The organism is Staphylococcus arlettae (assembly GCF_025560845.1).
In the GTDB taxonomy this organism is placed as follows: Bacteria; Bacillota; Bacilli; order Staphylococcales; family Staphylococcaceae; genus Staphylococcus; species Staphylococcus arlettae.
Window position 1 is genome coordinate 1497914 of sequence record NZ_CP094803.1, and the last position, 17344, is coordinate 1515257.

At 32.5% G+C, this 17344-nt stretch carries 13 protein-coding genes; 4 read left to right on the forward strand and 9 right to left on the reverse strand.

Annotated elements, in window-relative coordinates:
• Window positions 1-42: 42 nt before the first annotated feature.
• Together MUA37_RS07295 and MUA37_RS07300 are read left to right on the forward strand one after the other, a co-directional pair.
• The gene (locus MUA37_RS07295) at window positions 43-501 is read left to right on the forward strand and encodes a GNAT family N-acetyltransferase (protein ID WP_262614838.1); all 459 of its coding nucleotides are present in this window, start codon (window positions 43-45) and stop codon (window positions 499-501) included.
• Window positions 502-701: 200 nt separating this feature from the next.
• Window positions 702-887 carry a 2-hydroxymuconate tautomerase gene (locus MUA37_RS07300; RefSeq protein ID WP_002511093.1) on the forward strand — a complete coding sequence of 62 codons (186 nt, stop codon included), beginning with the start codon at window positions 702-704 and terminating at the stop codon, window positions 885-887.
• 242 nt (window positions 888-1129) lie between these two features.
• Here MUA37_RS07300 and MUA37_RS07305 read toward each other — a convergent pair whose 3' ends face one another.
• On the reverse strand, window positions 1130-2113 hold the full coding sequence (locus MUA37_RS07305) for an LCP family protein (protein ID WP_262624407.1): 984 nt from the start codon (window positions 2111-2113) through the stop codon (window positions 1130-1132).
• Between the two features lie 140 nt (window positions 2114-2253).
• On the opposite strand from MUA37_RS07305, the gene msrA reads away from it, so the two are divergent.
• Window positions 2254-2757, forward strand: coding sequence for a peptide-methionine (S)-S-oxide reductase MsrA (msrA, locus tag MUA37_RS07310; RefSeq protein ID WP_002511091.1), 504 nt, complete (start codon window positions 2254-2256; stop codon window positions 2755-2757).
• Between the two features lie 380 nt (window positions 2758-3137).
• Here the strand turns inward: msrA and mprF are convergent, their stop codons facing one another.
• The 8 genes from mprF to parE form a co-directional block, all read right to left on the reverse strand.
• The gene (mprF, locus tag MUA37_RS07315) at window positions 3138-5657 is read right to left on the reverse strand and encodes a bifunctional lysylphosphatidylglycerol flippase/synthetase MprF (protein ID WP_232190692.1); all 2520 of its coding nucleotides are present in this window, start codon (window positions 5655-5657) and stop codon (window positions 3138-3140) included.
• Between the two features lie 679 nt (window positions 5658-6336).
• Window positions 6337-7569 (reverse strand): AI-2E family transporter, encoded by a 1233-nt coding sequence (locus MUA37_RS07320; protein ID WP_107377066.1) that lies wholly within the window; start codon window positions 7567-7569, stop codon window positions 6337-6339.
• 257 nt (window positions 7570-7826) lie between these two features.
• Window positions 7827-8243 (reverse strand): acyltransferase family protein, encoded by a 417-nt coding sequence (locus MUA37_RS13330; RefSeq protein WP_316965038.1) that lies wholly within the window; start codon window positions 8241-8243, stop codon window positions 7827-7829.
• On the reverse strand, window positions 8212-8946 hold the full coding sequence (locus MUA37_RS13335; RefSeq protein ID WP_316965039.1) for an acyltransferase: 735 nt from the start codon (window positions 8944-8946) through the stop codon (window positions 8212-8214). Before MUA37_RS13335 ends, MUA37_RS13330 begins: the two co-directional genes overlap by 32 nt.
• A 233-nt stretch (window positions 8947-9179) precedes the next feature.
• The gene (gene glcT, locus MUA37_RS07330) at window positions 9180-10025 is read right to left on the reverse strand and encodes a glucose PTS transporter transcription antiterminator GlcT (RefSeq protein WP_002511087.1); all 846 of its coding nucleotides are present in this window, start codon (window positions 10023-10025) and stop codon (window positions 9180-9182) included.
• Window positions 10026-10241: 216 nt separating this feature from the next.
• On the reverse strand, window positions 10242-11702 hold the full coding sequence (locus MUA37_RS07335; protein WP_002511086.1) for a glutamine transporter AlsT: 1461 nt from the start codon (window positions 11700-11702) through the stop codon (window positions 10242-10244).
• A gap of 183 nt (window positions 11703-11885) precedes the next feature.
• Window positions 11886-14288 (reverse strand): DNA topoisomerase IV subunit A, encoded by a 2403-nt coding sequence (parC, locus tag MUA37_RS07340; RefSeq protein ID WP_262614840.1) that lies wholly within the window; start codon window positions 14286-14288, stop codon window positions 11886-11888.
• A complete protein-coding gene (gene parE, locus MUA37_RS07345) occupies window positions 14285-16279 on the reverse strand; it encodes a DNA topoisomerase IV subunit B (RefSeq protein ID WP_031266484.1) in 1995 nt (664 codons plus the stop codon). Before parE ends, parC begins: the two co-directional genes overlap by 4 nt.
• A 202-nt stretch (window positions 16280-16481) precedes the next feature.
• Between parE and plsY the strand changes: the two genes are divergently transcribed.
• Window positions 16482-17090 carry a glycerol-3-phosphate 1-O-acyltransferase PlsY gene (gene plsY / locus MUA37_RS07350; protein ID WP_002511083.1) on the forward strand — a complete coding sequence of 203 codons (609 nt, stop codon included), beginning with the start codon at window positions 16482-16484 and terminating at the stop codon, window positions 17088-17090.
• Window positions 17091-17344 lie beyond the last annotated feature (254 nt).

Here is a 17344-nt window from a genome sequence, read left to right on the forward strand (position 1 = left end):
ACTACTTACAACAATGATTACTACAGTGAAAGGACTAAATTTATGACGTATAATATTATAGAAGTTACAAAAAGTGATTATCGGCAAGTAGCAGTTTTTACTGCGAAACTATTATCTGAATTACGTGGCACTACAGTGTCCTCAAGCAATTACTTAGTTACCAGTCAACAGCTCATTCAACACAATCCACAGTGGACAGGTTTTTTAATTTATGATGAATCAGTAGCAATAGGCTTTCTATCCCTCTATCAATCAACAGCACTTTATGCCAATGGTGATTTAGGTATTATTCAAGAACTTTATGTAGAGCCTAGTTATAGAAATCGTGGCGTCGGATCACAACTAATTCATCAAGCAGTGACATATGGTAAAACAGTGAACTGGCAACATATAGAAGTGGGAACACCGAACATAACACGTTGGCCTCGTACTTTACATTTTTACGAAAACCAAAACTTTACAACCATCGGTTCACGCTTAAAATTATACTTACATACATAGCAACAATTTTTATCTTTCGCATATATAACAAGCTTAGTAATAAATATTATTCATTATTTGACCTTTCAATTTTCCACGTAATGGTTAAGTGTTCTAAAGCTGCAACATTAGTATATAAATGCTATATCTATAGTCTCCACTGAAATAGTTTGAATATTCATGCTATAATAAACTACAACTTACTATGAGGAGGAAGTCATATGCCAATTATTAACGTAAAATTATTAGAAGGACGCTCTGACGAACAACTTAAAGATTTAGTTTCTGAGGTTACAAACGCTGTAGAAAAGTCAACTGGTGCAAATAGAGAGGCTATACATGTCATCGTAGAAGAAATGAAACCAGAACATTACGGTGTGGCAGGAGTCAGAAAAGTAGATCAGTAATAAAAATATGTACACAGTTAATGCTATTTACATAATAAAAATACAGACAAACCTTAGGTGACAGTTGTTCGCCTAAGGTTTGTTCATTTATATCTATTATAATATTGGAAGTGATTTGAACCGACTCGTACTAACCGAAGACAAATAACCTAAAGTAGTGTCCACGTAAAGCGTGCACAAAAAAACTGCCAACAAAATCAGAGACTTTGTTGACAGTTTGAAGGCACCAAATAAGTGCCTTTTTATTCATTGAGGAATTTTTCCACTTCTTTTTTATTTGTTGCTTTGTCAATTTCTAAAGCACTACCATCCATTAGTGATTGAATATCTTGGTACGATCCCTCTACTGGTAATGTTATAGAATCCACGTTTTTATCGCCTCTAATACCAAAGTTTAATCCTGATTGAATCAATGCAGAATCCGGCATATTAGTGTTTAAATAACCACGTAAAATACCTGCTACTTTTGGTAATTTCGGTAAAGTATCAAGGCTCACGAGTTCTTTTTTCAATGATTGCATTACTTGTTGTTGGCGACGCACACGACCAAAATCACCTTCTGCGTCATGCCTGAATCTTGCATAACCAAGTAATTCTTTACCATCTAAACGATGATTACCTTTTTTCAATGATACACCTATATTTTTAGACATATCTTTTTCAACATCAATTGGGACACCATCAGGCTCTAGCTCATCAATCATTTTTTCAAAGCCAGTAAAATCTAAAATCGCATAGTATTCTGGATCAATACCTAAATTCTTTTTCAGTGTCTTACGTAGTAATTCAGGTCCACCCATCGTATAGGCAGAATTAATTTTATGCTGACCATGTCCAGGTATATCTGCATATATGTCTCTCATTACAGACATCATTTTCATTTTTTTATGCACGTAATCATACTGTGCAATCATAATAGAGTCTGTACGGGACATACCATCAGCTTCTTTATCAGCGCCAAGAACCATAACCGTAATTTTTCCATCATTTTTAGCGGCACCATTAAATTTTTCTTTTTTTATGGTTTTACCATGTTCTTTAGCGTAATCAATACCAGAATTATACCCATGAATAGCATAACCAATTACTATACCTAAAATAATAATGATAAATAAAATTATAAAAGGTAGTTTTCTTACTCTTTTTTTCTTTCGTGATCGCCTTGGTGGAGTCTTGTGCGGCGTATCACCTTCATTAAATTCTCTCTTTTGCTTATCTTCGCTCATATAATATCAACCTTATATCTTCAAAATTACAAATCTATGTACTATAATTAATACATATTAAAGTTATATAAATTTAATGTAAAAATCAAGTAATTTCTAAATAAATCGGACTAAAGGGCTATTCAGAAAGGATGTTAAGCATGAATATTAACAAGGCGTATTTCGCTGGAGGTTGCTTTTGGTGCATGGTTAAGCCGTTTGACACTTTTGAAGGTATCGAAAAAGTAACTTCAGGTTACATGGGAGGTCATGTTGATAATCCAACGTATGAACAAGTAAAAACTGGTACTACAGGTCACTACGAAACAATTGAAATAGAATATGATGTGGCCTTATTTTCCTATAATAAATTATTAGAAATCTTTTTCTCTGTCATTGACCCAACAGATGAAGGTGGCCAATTTCAAGATAGAGGTGCACAATATAAAACTGCAATTTTTTATACCAATGACGATCAAAAACAAGTTGCTGAAAATTATATCGAACAACTAAAAGATACATTTGAACACGATAAAGCAATTGCTACTAAAATTTTACCCGCTTCAACTTTTTATCAAGCTGAAGAATACCATCAAGATTTTTACAAAAAAAATCCTGAACGCTATGCTGCGGAACAGCAAGAGCGCCAACGTTATCAGCAATAACAAATCATCCGACGTTACATAGTATAGCCATCATGCTACTATGTAACGTTTTTTTATTTTACGTGCTTATTATTCTTTTCATTTTATAAGTTTTTTGACCCTTTAATGATAAAATGTTACTTTTATCTATCTTGTACGCCATTGAAAACGCTTACTAAAACTGTTATAGTAAACATATGCCTTGGTTGAACAAAGGGGTATTCGAGATATCGAGTATAGTTAGATTCAAAAGTAATATCTACACAATATTACGCGTTAGTTTATTATAGTTAATCATATTACTTACTTCTCTAAATTTATTAACTATAAAATTGATTAAACATTTAAACTCCTTAGCATAAAAGCCACCGTGTCCATAACGGTGGCTTTTATTATTTGCATTAACGTCTAATCACATTTAATACTTTTAATAGACTTAACCATAAAGAACTTTTCTTGCGATAGACTAAAAATCTAGATTCCCACTGTGGTTTAAACTTTTCTTTGTAACGCCTTAAACCTTGAAAATGATAAATTCTATTGAAGTGTTCAAACACACGCCCTGCTAATCGCTCTCCTGTGTATGAAAAAGGTAGTTGCCCCACATTAGATAGCGTAGCCATTCCCATGTTAAAACGTTTGTAACCTGCTTCTTTCGCCCACAACAACATGTGTAAGTATAATGCATCCATTAATGGCATTTCCTCTTGCGGATCCCACCTAATCAAGTCTACAGATATAGTGTCTCGATAATAAGTGGGCATAAAGTTGCAAAAGGCAATAATTTGTTGTTGTTCATTTTTAATAACTGCAATAGGTGCTTGTGCTAAATAATATTCATAAAAAGCACCTACAGAAAATTGCATTTCTTTTCGACCAGCTAACCAATCATCACTTATTTGCTGTAGAGCAACCATTAACGACTGTGTATACGGTGGCTTTACAACCTCAAACGACATCCCCTGTTCTGATAATTTATTAAGTGTAGCACGTAATCCTCGTCGTTTTTTACCGGCAACAGTAAATGTGTCTAAATCAATGACTGCCTCTTCACCTAATTTAAAAAATTGATTACCAAAGTTATGATACAATGCTAAATGTTTATCTGTAACCTGATAAAAGATAATATCATAACCGATATCATGCGCATGACTATAAAATTCAACTAATAAAGCGTTAAAATAATTTTCATCTCCTACCGGATCTCCTAAAACAATATAAGCACCCTTTTTCAAACGATACATTAAAAAGGCACGTTGACTTCCATCAATAAAGCATTGCTTATCATCTGTGTAAATCAGATGACTCAAATAACTACCACCATATTCTTGAATAATATTCTCACATATTTTGATATCTTCTCCACTATGATGTAGTTGTACTTTCCGTTCAAAATACCACACAATCGTCCCAACGATAAGTACTACAAACAACACTGTAAACCAGAAATAATAACGTAAAATAGACGTATCAACTTGAATCTGATACACATCTAATGTATAAAGTGACTCGTAAATGTACACATGATTTAAATATAGTACAAAACTACTAACGACAAGCATCCAGCAAAATGACGCTAATCTAAATGGTCGCTTCAACACTCTGGCACGTCTATAAAAGACGAGCAATAATATGAGCATAATTGTGAGCCAGCCTATTAATATTAGTGAAAAATATGTAAACAGTGTAACAAACATGATAAGTAATAACGCTACTGCAGAAACCATAATCGCGCGTTTAGATAGTTTGTAAACACCTACAACATTGAGCATTAATAATAAACAGGCACAGGTATGCACAGAGACAATAATATAATCTAAATAATGATTAGCATTATATAAGCCATCAATAATTATCGTTAAATTATTCAAGAAAAACAATACACTCGTAAAAAATAATAAAATAGACATAGAAAATACTGGTATTTTGGCAATGATATCTTTTTGATACGACTTAAAAAGTGACGTCATATCTATAACAGGTATAAACACTTTAGACTCACCGAAATAGCGTTTGGCAGCATCTTTAAATTCAAAGATAGAAAGGATTAAGGCAATTAGTACTGGGAAAAAATAATAAGCGAATCGGTACAATAACAGAGCAAGGACAATTTTTTCTTCAGGTACATTCAATGCTTGTAAACCTAATAGCAAAATCAAATCAAAAGCCCCAAAGCCTCCAGGAATAAAACTTATTAAACCTGATAGTGCAGCCACTATAAATACACCCATAAATACTGGGAATGATAATTGTACACCAACTATAAAAAGTGCAAAATACAAAACTAATGCTGCTGCAAACCATTCAAAACCAGAAACAATAGTACAATAAACACCTAAATATTTATTCTGCTCATTGACTGGACGTATAATACTGCCAATAACAAATAATGGTAAAAACAATGCAACAATATATAATAGCCATCTCACCCATGGATAAGCACTAAACAAATGTGATACATCAAAAACATGTGCAACAACTAATATTGATAATAAACTTAATCCCGTTAACATCGATATTAAGACGACTGAAATTGCCTTTACCAATACTTTTTTATTTGTAGTTTCATTTTTATATGCCATGTAACGAACGGTTGCACCTATAAAGCCACCAAATCCTGCTACTGCATTTACAGCGTTAATAATATAGCCTAAGCGCATAGCTTTCCATAACGTTATGCGCATATGCATCGCCTTTGCTAACACGACATCATAAAGTGAAAGAATGATAAGTGAAGCACCACCACTAACAAAAAGCGTAATAAGCCACCAACGATTAAGTTGGCCAAACATAATTAAAGTCTGTTTGACATTCACATGTGCTAACTCTCTCGCTAAATTAAACACTACAATCCCCAATAGCGCTACTGCAAAGGTTACTTTTAATGTTAGTAATATTTTCTTTTTAAATTTTCTTGTCATAACACCACATCGACTTCTAAAATTTTTATATTTTATAAAAATATAGCATAAAACCTTTGACTATGGAATAAAAATAAAATTAAATAGCTTTAAATGTTAATATTTCTCACGACAAAGTTGATCAACTAAATATACAGCCTATGAAATGATGCTGTCTGCCGATAATAAAAATTCAGAGATAGTAAGCATTTCTATTGATCTCTTTTATCCTTTGATTTATTCAACATAATAAACACCACCATTATTTAATTTAAATCTTTTAAGATTGGCAGTTATTTGGGCCGACTCCTGCGGAAATGGCACTCTCCGAAGACTACAGGCTGAGGCAGTGCCCGCGGAAAGCGTGCACAAAAAAACTGCCAACAAAGACAGAAACTTTGTCGACAGTCGAAAACTAAATCTAAAATCAATATTGTATCGACTTTATGTAATAGACGATGATTAGGAGCTTTATTTAGAAATAGCAATCATTTCAAATTATCTCTTTATCCTTTGATTTATTCAACATAATAAACACCACCATTATTTAATTTAAATCTTTTAAGATTGGCTGTTATTTGGCCGACTCCTGCGGAAATGGCACTCGCCGAAGACTACAGGCTAAGGCAGTATCCGCGGAAAGCGTGCACAAAAAAACTGCCAACAAAGACAGAAACTTTGTCGACAGTCGAAAACTAAATCAATCTCTAATATATTCTTGTTCATCATTTTTAAATTCATACTCTCCAGCATCATCACCATAGTATTTATTGTATCTACGTTTATATAAGAAATATAAATGAGAAACTAATACTTTAAGAATTGCATAAGCAGGAATACCTAATATCACACCTACAACTCCTAATAAGTTTCCAGCACTTAACAATATAAAAATAATTGTCAGTGGATGAATTTGTAAAGTTTTACCCATAATATTCGGTGATATAAAATGCCCTTCAATAAATTGTACTGCCGTCCAAACTACGATTAATTTCAACAGCATAATTGGTGACGTAATTAACGCAATAATAATAGCCGGTGATATAGCTATCGTAGGTCCAATATATGGCACTACACTCGTTACAGCAGCGATACAAGCTAAAATCAAGCCATAATCTAAACCGATAATAGAATAACCAATAAACAATAAGACACCAATACAGAGAGACACAATAATTTGTCCTTGAATGTATGAACCTACTTGAACACTCATTTTATCTAATAAATCATGGTAGTCTTTTCTGAATTTAGGTGGCACAATTTTTGTTGAAAAATCTTTAAAACGATGGCCATCTTTTAACATGAAGAATAAAACAAATGGTGTTGTTACGATGACTACCCCAACATTAACAACTGTTTCCGCGATGTTTTTCACTTTCGAACCAAAACCATTAAAGTAATCTGAAATCATAGATGGAATTTTTTTAGCTAGCGAGTTTAAATAGTCTTGAATTTGACTATAAAAATTCGAAGCTACAGTGTATTTTGTAATATCATCTATAAATTGATTAACTTTAGTAATGTAATGCGGGAAATTCGTACCGAATGTTTTAATTTGACTACTAATCACTGGTATTAATAAATTAATAGCTAACGATATAACACCAATAATTACTAAAAATAAAATAATTACTCCCCAAAGTCTTGAAATATTATAACGTTCCATTAAGTTAACTATTGGGTTAAATAAATAATAAAGAATTAATGACACTATAATAGGTGCTACTATAGTGTTAAAAACAATAATAAATGGTTTGAATATGTAAGAAACTTGATCAAATATAAAAATTACTATACCAATCAAAATCAACATAAATAAACCAAAAATTAAATCTTTACCACCTAAAAAGCGCATAAATCGCGTTTCAGGAAAATTTAAATTTAATTTCTTTTTACTCTTTTCTTGCCGCTTAACATTTTCTTCGCTCGACATAATCTTCACCGTACCTTATAAACAAACTTATTTATACATCTCATTGTATATGAAAACATGATTTATTATAACCAACTGTGTTGTTAATTATTCTCCATACTAACACACGATGTCAATTTAAAAACTTCATATCGTACTCCAGTTATATAAATTACGTTATAACATAGCATTCTACCCGTTTTATAGTAATTTCATGCATATATAATATATACATAACTACCGTGTATTAAGTCAAACTCAATACACGGTAGTTTACTTTAAGAATTCATATTTGAAAATTGTGGATCGATACGACTTTTCTTCGGTACCTCTTGTGTTGGTTGTGTAACCTTTTTCTTCGGAATAGGTACAATATAATTACCATATGGTAATTTACCAATAACCCACACCATACCAACTGATAACGCAACAGCACCAATAAAGATGAATACAAATTTACTTTGTGGTGCAATCTCATTAATAACTGGTAATCGTTTCATAAATTGAATGCCAACATAATGTACCAAGTAAATACCCATTGAATAGTTACCAATTAGCGTAAATGTTTTCAGCAATATCTTATCTTGCTTAATCCAGACATATAGATAATTTAAAAAGACAATAAAGAACGGAATATAAATTAAGTTAGAAATATGTGCCGAACTATGTAAGTTTTCTAAATCTATTACTGACAAATAGATCAACAAATAAAATGAAAATTATTACCCATAATACTTTTTGATATTTAAATATCAACGCTTTAATTTCATCATAAAATTTAGCATAAACAATGCCAAACATGAAAAATGATATCCAATTAAGAATAAACATTTTATCATTAACAAAACGGTCTAAACTTTCTATACCGAGTGACACAGGCTGTACCTTAATCCAAAGCACATTGATAACCGTAAGTATTAAAAATGCAACTATCAACGGCCAACCCTTTTTAAATCTATGAATGAATGGGAATAATACATAAAACTGAATAACCGTTAAAATAAAATATAAATGGAAATTAGCTTTACCATAAACAAAATAATTCACTAATTCACCATCAGGTTCTAAATTATGTAAATAAAATGCTCTGTATAATAAGTAAAATATACTCCATATAATATAAGGGATAAGTATTTTAGTAAAACGTGATTTAGCAAAGTGTGACATACTAAAACCTCGATTCACTACCGAAATAGTCAGTAAAAACCCACTAATCACAGCAAAAACTGGCGTGCCTAGTCGTGCTAATTGATTTATATACCCTAACGGTTCAGAAGTAAAGCCACCTGTACTTGCTGAATAAGCTATACTATTCACAGTGTGAATGGCTACTACTAGCATAGCTGCTACTGCTCTTATGACAGGAATTTCATCATAATATTTCATATTGTATGCCAAACGCTCCCCTCAACTAATCAAACAACTCTATAATAACTATAATATTTGCAAAAGTAAATAGTATTTATATACAAAAACAATTATACATAAGTTAATATTAAAATTATTTTCTTATAGTAATTTTAATATTAACTTTGTTAATTTAATGTAAAAAAGACAATCATTAAACTATTTTTTAATGATTGTCTCTTGTAGTGCTATATTAAAGTTATATGTATAAAGCTTCAGATTATTTAAGGCTGGTCAGATATTGTGAAGTGGTGGATATGAATTGCAAGATAGACAATTTCCGATTCATGAATTGTAACATTTAACTCTCGTTGGATTAATCTCATAATTTTTAATGCGACATTGTAACAAAGTGCATAATGCGCTTTAACCATATCTTCAAATACTTGAGAAGCAGCTGCACGCTCATCTTGTTGAATACGTCTAATTAAAAATTGCACATGCCTAATGAAACGTTGATACTTTATCGAGTGCTTATCAATTGTTTGTTGTAGATCATGTTCAATGATTTTAGTTGCTTTACTCACCATGTTGTACATCGCATTAACTTCATGAATAGAAATTGCATTCGTATTTGATGCTATGTGTAACGCTATAAAACCAATTTCATCTTCTGGAAAGTCTACATCTAATTTAGCATTTAATTGCACTATGACACGTTGTGCCAAGTCATATGACTCACTGTATAGTTGCTGTGTTTCTGCGATAAAAGGGTTCGTAATTTTTTGTTGTTGCTGCAATCGTTTATATGCAAAAATAATATGATCAGTTAAGCTTATAACAAGTTTCTTATCATCAATAACAGTTTCCTCACTCGTAATTAAATCCACTGCTTCAATGATAGCATGAATAATACTCTCATCTGTTTGAGCAACTAAAAGTTTATAATGATCTAATTGATGTTGTTGATCCAACTTATAAACCTTTTCTATTGAATCACCACGTTGCACTTTCATACCAGGTTTTTTATTAAAACCTATACCTTTTCCAAGTAAAATAACTTCTTGTCGATCAATCGTACAGATAATGACATTATTGTTTAAGATTTTGGTAATGTGATACTGGCTCATACGAATCACCTTTCTTTTATATCATTAAAATTATATATTGAATCATTTAAAATGAACAGTAAAAGATTAAATTACTTAAGAATTAACGTAAAATAACAAAAAATAGGACGAGCTAAAAATCAACATATAACTGTTTGATTTCATATGCTCGCCCTACAAGATTAAATCACTAAAGTGTTTCTCAACAATAATAACCAATCTGTAAACATTGATTTATTAATATAATGATTTTTCTTTTTTATTTGCGCCCCAGCTTTCAATACCAAAAAGATTAATTTCCAATTCTTCTGGTTTAAATACTGGTTTTTTGCCTTCTTTACGTTGACGTTGATAATCACGCATAACAGCAAAAGCGATATTAGAAAGACCAATAATGGCTATTAAGTTAACGATTGCCATTAAGCCCATAAATAAATCAGCAGTGCTCCACACTGTTTCTGTTTTTACTACTGCTCCTACAAATACTAGAACAACAACTAAACATCTAAAAATAAAGAGTAATACTTTGTTTTTAGATAAAAATTCTATGTTTGATTGACCATAGTAATAGTTACCAATAACAGAAGAATAAGCAAATAACGTAATCGCTACAGTTAAGAAAATACCACCGGCACTTCCTAGATGCTCATTTAGTGCTGATTGTGTTACTGCAACACCAACGGGTTGGTTTTCACCAAATTCTAAGCCGCTATATAGTAAAATCATTATAGCTGTCGCTGTACAAACTAGCATAGTATCAAAAAACACACCTAAAGACTGTATTAGTCCTTGTTTTACTGGGTGTGGTGCCGCAGCAGTAGCCGCTGCATTGGGTGCAGAACCCATACCAGCTTCGTTAGAGAACAGACCACGTTTTACACCTTGTAAAATAGCTGCACCTACTGCGCCTCCTGTTACTTGTTCGAAGCCAAATGCACTTTTAATTATAGTTGAAATTATAGGTATAATTTGATCGTAATTCATAAGTAAGATAACTAATACTAAACCAATATAAATTATTGCCATCACAGGTACAATAATAGATGAAATATTAGCAATACTACGTACACCACCAAAAATAATGACTGCAGTAAAGAAAGCTAAGACAATACCAGTAATCACTGGACTCACATTGTACTGTGTATTTAAAGATTCAGCTATAGTGTTTGATTGCACAGTGTTAAAAACAAAAGCAAAAGTAATTGTAATTAATACGGCAAACACTACACCTAACCAACGTTGATTTAAACCTTTAGTTATGTAATAAGCCGGTCCACCACGGAAACCACCATCTTTATCGGGTACTTTGTAGATTTGAGCTAATGTTGCTTCAATAAAAGCACTTGCTGCACCAATAAAAGCTATAACCCACATCCAAAACACAGCACCTGGACCACCTAAAACGATTGCCGTTGCAACACCAGCAATATTACCTGTACCAACACGAGAGCCGGCACTAATCGCAAACGCTTGAAACGGAGAAATACCTTTTTTACCACTATCTAATGTTTCAGGTTTTTCACCAATTGCGCGAAACATCTCTGGAATCCATCTCAATTGCACGAATTTTGAACTAATAGTGAAATATAAACCTGCTGTTATTAATAAACCAATTAAATACTGAGACCAGATCAAATCATGCCCAGTTTGAACCATTACTTTAAACCATTCTGGAATTAAACTGTCAAAATTATTCACATTAATCCCCCTTTATGAATTTAATTTTTATGTAAATAAAGAGCAAGAGATTTATATATGAGCGTAATTTGTGCGACTATCAACCCATAATAAATCTCTTGATTTATTTTATGTTATAGACCTCTTTATTACATAAAATATTTTATCATTAAATGAAAGAGGTTACTATTCTTTTTTTATAGACTATTTAACAACCAAATTATTGATCTCACCGAATTCATCAACATCAACTACAAATGAACCATTAGTATATTGTTCAGTTAAGTGAATATCTTTAATTAAACCACTTTCTTGTTGATTAGTTGAAAATATAGTATATGAAGTATCATCAGGTTGAATAACACATGCTGCAACAATACGATGTGGATTACCTTTTAATTCTTTCAATAATGTTATGCCGCGTTGTGCGCGTTTAGCAAGTTGTAAGACACGATAATCGATTCGTTTCAATGCACCACGATGTGTCGCCATTAAAATTGTATTCTCAGGCGCGACAATTTGCGTTAGTACCACATAATCTTCAGCTTTAAGATTAATTGACTTCACTCCTGCTGCTCGTAAGCCAGTATCCGATAATTCTTCAGATGGATATGTCAGTGACATGCCTTTATGCGTTAGTACTGTTAGTGTTTGTTCATCAGAAATGCGCATAATATCAATAACTGCATCATTTTCTTTTACTTTCATAGCAACTAAAGGTTTATTATATCTTGTTGTTTTAAACATGGATACATTACTTTTCTTAATCATTCCATTTCGAGTAGCGATAATATAATATGCATCTGGTTTAAAGTCATTTTCACAATACGCATCTATCACAAATTCATCATCTTCCAACGGCACAATTTGTGATACATGCTGACCTAAATCTTTCCACTTGATATCAGCTAATTTGTGAACTGGAATAAACAAATAGCGCCCTTTATTCGTAAACACTAAGGCAGTATCTAATGTGTTAGTGTCGATATATTTTAATAAACTATCTCCATCTTTAACACCGATTTCTTCCACACCACTAGCATTGAAACTACGCAGCGAAGTACGTTTAATGTAACCGTGGCGAGTGACACTTAGTATTACATTTTCGCTCGGTACCATAACTTCTTTATCGATTTTAATTTCTGAAATTTCCGCTTCAATTACAGAGCGTCGTTCTGTTTTAAATTTCTTGCGAATTTCAGTCAATTCTTCTTTAATAACAGCCAACAAGGCATCATGATTATCTAAAATATGACGTAATTTGTCGATAATTGCTTTTAGTTCATCATGTTCGTTTTGTAATTGTACGATATCTGTATTCGTTAAGCGATAAAGTTGTAACATTACGATTGCTTCGGCTTGTGCTTCTGTAAATTCATACTTCTCGATTAAGTTTTCTTTAGCATCCTTTTTATTTTTGGAATTACGAATGAGTTGAATCACTTCGTCTAAAATCGACAGCGCCTTCATTAGACCTTCAACAATATGCATTCTACTTTCTGCTTGATTCAAGTCATATTGTGTTCGTTTAGTTACAACATCTACTTGATGATTTAAATAACTGTCGATAATTTCACGAATACCCATTAATTTTGGACGTCCATCGCTGATAGCGACCATATTAAAACTATATGATACTTGTAAATCTGTATTTTTATATAAATAATTCGCTACAGCTTCATGATTAACATCTTTTTTCAACTCTATAGCAATACGTAATCCAGTACGGTCCGTTTCATCTCGTACTTCCAAAATGCCATCTACTTTTTTATCAGCACGCAGTTCATCAATTTTTTTGACTAATGAACTTTTATTAACTTCATAAGGGATTTCAGTAACAACTAATTCTTTACGTCCATTTCTTAAAGTTTCCACGTCAACAGTTGAACGGACTACAATTTTACCTTTCCCAGTTTCATATGCTTTTTTAATGCCATCTACACCTTGAATAATAGCACCAGTTGGAAAATCTGGTCCTTTAACATAACGCATTAATTGACTCACAGTAATATCTGGATTGTCTATATATTTAAGTGTAGCTTGAATCACTTCAGCTAAATTATGAGGTGGAATATCTGTCGCATAACCTGCTGAAATTCCTGTACTACCATTGATTAATAAGTTTGGTAAACGCGCTGGTAATACCATAGGCTCTTTTGTCGTATCGTCATAGTTAGGCATAAACGGTACAGTATCTTTATTAATGTCTCTGACTAGCTCTTCCGAAATTTGACTCAGTTTAGCTTCTGTATAACGCATAGCTGCTGCAGGGTCATTATCAATACTACCGTTATTACCGTGCATTTCAATTAACACATGACGTAATTTCCAATCCTGACTTAACCGAACCATCGCATCGTAAACGGATGTATCACCGTGTGGATGATACTGTCCAATAACATCGCCGACTGTTTTAGCACTTTTACGGAAATTTTTATCATACGTATTGCCGCTATCATACATGGCGTACAAAATACGACGTTGAACAGGTTTTAAACCATCACGTACATCGGGTAATGCACGTTCTTGAATGATATATTTACTATATCTACCAAATCGATCGCCTATTACATCTTCAAGTGATAGGTCTTGAATTACCTCACTCAATCTACATCCTCCTCATTCTGATGATCTTGTTCTAGTATTTGAATTTCACTATTATCTAAAATACTTAAATCTTCTTGTAAACCGAATTCAACATGACTTTCAATCCATTCTCTTCGTGGTGCAACCTTATCACCCATCAATGTCGTAACACGCTTAGAAGATCTTAATTCATCATCAACTTGAACTCTAATTAAAGTTCTTGTTTCAGGATTCATTGTTGTTTCCCATAATTGATCAGGATTCATTTCACCAAGACCTTTATAGCGTTGTAAAGTAACGCCTTTACCAAATTGTTGTTGTAACTTTTCTAACTCTTCATCTGTCCAAGCATATTCTACTTTCTTGGTTTTTCCTTTACCTTTTTCCAACTTGTAAAGTGGTGGTAAAGCGATGAATACACGTCCTGCCAACACTAATGGTTTCATGTATTTAAAGAAAAATGTTAGCAGTAATACTTGAATATGAGCCCCATCAGTATCGGCATCAGTCATAATAATAACGCGATTATAGTTACTATCTTCTATTTTAAATTCATTACCGACACCCGCACCAATAGTGTGAATGATAGTATTTATTTCTTCATTTTTGAAAATATCATCTAACTTGGCTTTTTCAGTATTAATAACTTTACCTCGAAGCGGTAAAATTGCTTGATATTTACGGTCTCTGCCTAATTTTGCCGAACCACCAGCAGAATCACCTTCGACTAAATACAATTCTTTTTTCTCTGTATTTTTACTTTGGGCTGGAGTCAATTTACCTGATAAAAGTGTATCTTTGCGTTTATTCTTTTTACCAGAACGAGCGTCCTCACGTGCTTTTCTAGCTGCTTCACGTGCTTGTTGTGCTTTCACAGCTTTTTTCACAAGTGATTTAGACAGTTGACCTTTTTCTTCTAAGTAATAAGGTAATTTGTCGGCAACTACTGAATCAACTGCACTACGTGCTTCCGGTGTACCTAATTTTGATTTGGTCTGTCCTTCAAACTGCAACAGTTCTTCAGGAATACGAATAGAGATAATCGCAGTCAAACCTTCTCTTATATCATTACCATCTAAATTTTTGTCTTTAGTTTTTAATTCGTTAATACGACGTGCATAATCATTAAACACGCGAGTCATGGCAGTTTTGAAACCAACTTCGTGTGTTCCACCGTCTTTAGTGCGGACATTATTAACGAAACTTAAAATACTCTCTGAATATTGATCATTGTATTGAAAAGCTACTTCAACCTCAATATCATTGGCTTGACCGTAGAAAGTTGTTACATCATGTAACACTTCTTTACCTTCGTTTACATAACTAACAAATTCTTTTATACCGTCTTCATAGTGGTAGACTTCTTCACGTTCTTTACCTTGTCGTTTGTCGGCTAATGTAATTTTTAAACGTTTAAGTAAAAACGCTGATTCTTGCAAGCGTTCACTTAACGCATCAAAGTTGAACGCTGAAGCATTTTTAAAAATCTCAGGATCAGGTTTAAATGTTACTTTGGTACCTGTTTTTTTAGTTTTTCCTTTTTTCACTAATCCAGTGGCTGGTTTGCCGCCATCTTTAAAACTTTGTTGATAAATTGTTCCATCTCGATAAATTTCTACTTCTAACCAAGCACTCAAAGCATTCACTACAGAAGCACCAACACCATGTAAACCACCTGACGTTTTATAGCCACCTTGGCCAAATTTACCACCAGCGTGCAAAATAGTAAAAATAACTTCAACAGTAGGTTTACCAGATGCATGAATTCCTGTAGGCATACCACGTCCATTATCTTCTATAGTAATACTTTCATCTTTATTGATTGTTACTAAAATTTCATTACCATGGCCATTCAAAACTTCATCGACGGAATTATCGACAACTTCATATACTAAGTGATGTAAACCACGCTTATCGGTTGAACCAATATACATACCAGGTCTTTTTCTAACAGCTTCTAACCCTTCTAAAACCTGAATGGAATCATCCGAATAATTATTTTGCTTATTCATTGCCAATCGTTTCGCCCTCCTACAAACGTACGTTCGTTTTTAAAACTATACAATAGTTATTCTTATATAAATTTAGCTAAATTGCAAGCGTCAAAGTAACATTTCATTAACAAATCATTTACTTACTTTAAATTATGGTCGTTTTATTATAGTATCATATGGTAAAATAAAATTAATGTCATTAAAGGATGTGTAAATGTATATGATGATTGTAATTATGTTGATACTGAGTTACCTCATTGGTGCATTTCCAAGTGGCTATGTTATAGGGAAATTATTTTTCAAAAAAGATATTAGACAATTTGGAAGCGGAAACACTGGTGCAACTAATAGTTTTAGAGTTTTAGGTAAACCTGCTGGGTTTATCGTTACATTTTTAGACATTTTCAAAGGATTTATTGTAGTATTCTTCCCACTTTGGTTACCTGTACATGCAGATGGCCCAATTACTACTTTGTTTACAAATGGTTTAATTGTAGGTGCATTTGCAATACTAGGACATGTGTACCCGGTATACCTAGGATTTAAAGGTGGAAAAGCAGTTGCTACTAGCGCTGGCGTAGTATTTGGTGTGAATCCTCTATTATTAATAATTTTAGCAGCCATTTTCTTCGGGATACTTTATTTAACTAAATATGTTTCACTATCAAGTATTATAGCATCTATTTGCTGTGTGATTGGTGCACTATTAATTAGAGACTATATATTATTAGTTGTCAGCATATGTATTGGTATATTATTGATTATTAGACATAGAACAAATATCGTTAGGATTTTTAAAGGTGAAGAACCTAAAATAAAATGGATGTAACTTTTTTATTTTGCTAAGCTTCATACCACACTAATCTCGAAATCAACATTAGCTATTTACGTCAAGGTCATGTTACTACAGAACCTTGATACACACGAGGAAGTAGTATAGAGTTCAAAAATTTGAATTTTATACTACTTCCTTTTATATTTAAATTTGTAAGTCATAAGTATGAATTTTATGTAAATTTTTTGAGAATATTCTTAAATCTAAAAATTTTGAAGAAAAATGTGCTATACTGCAATTATCATTAT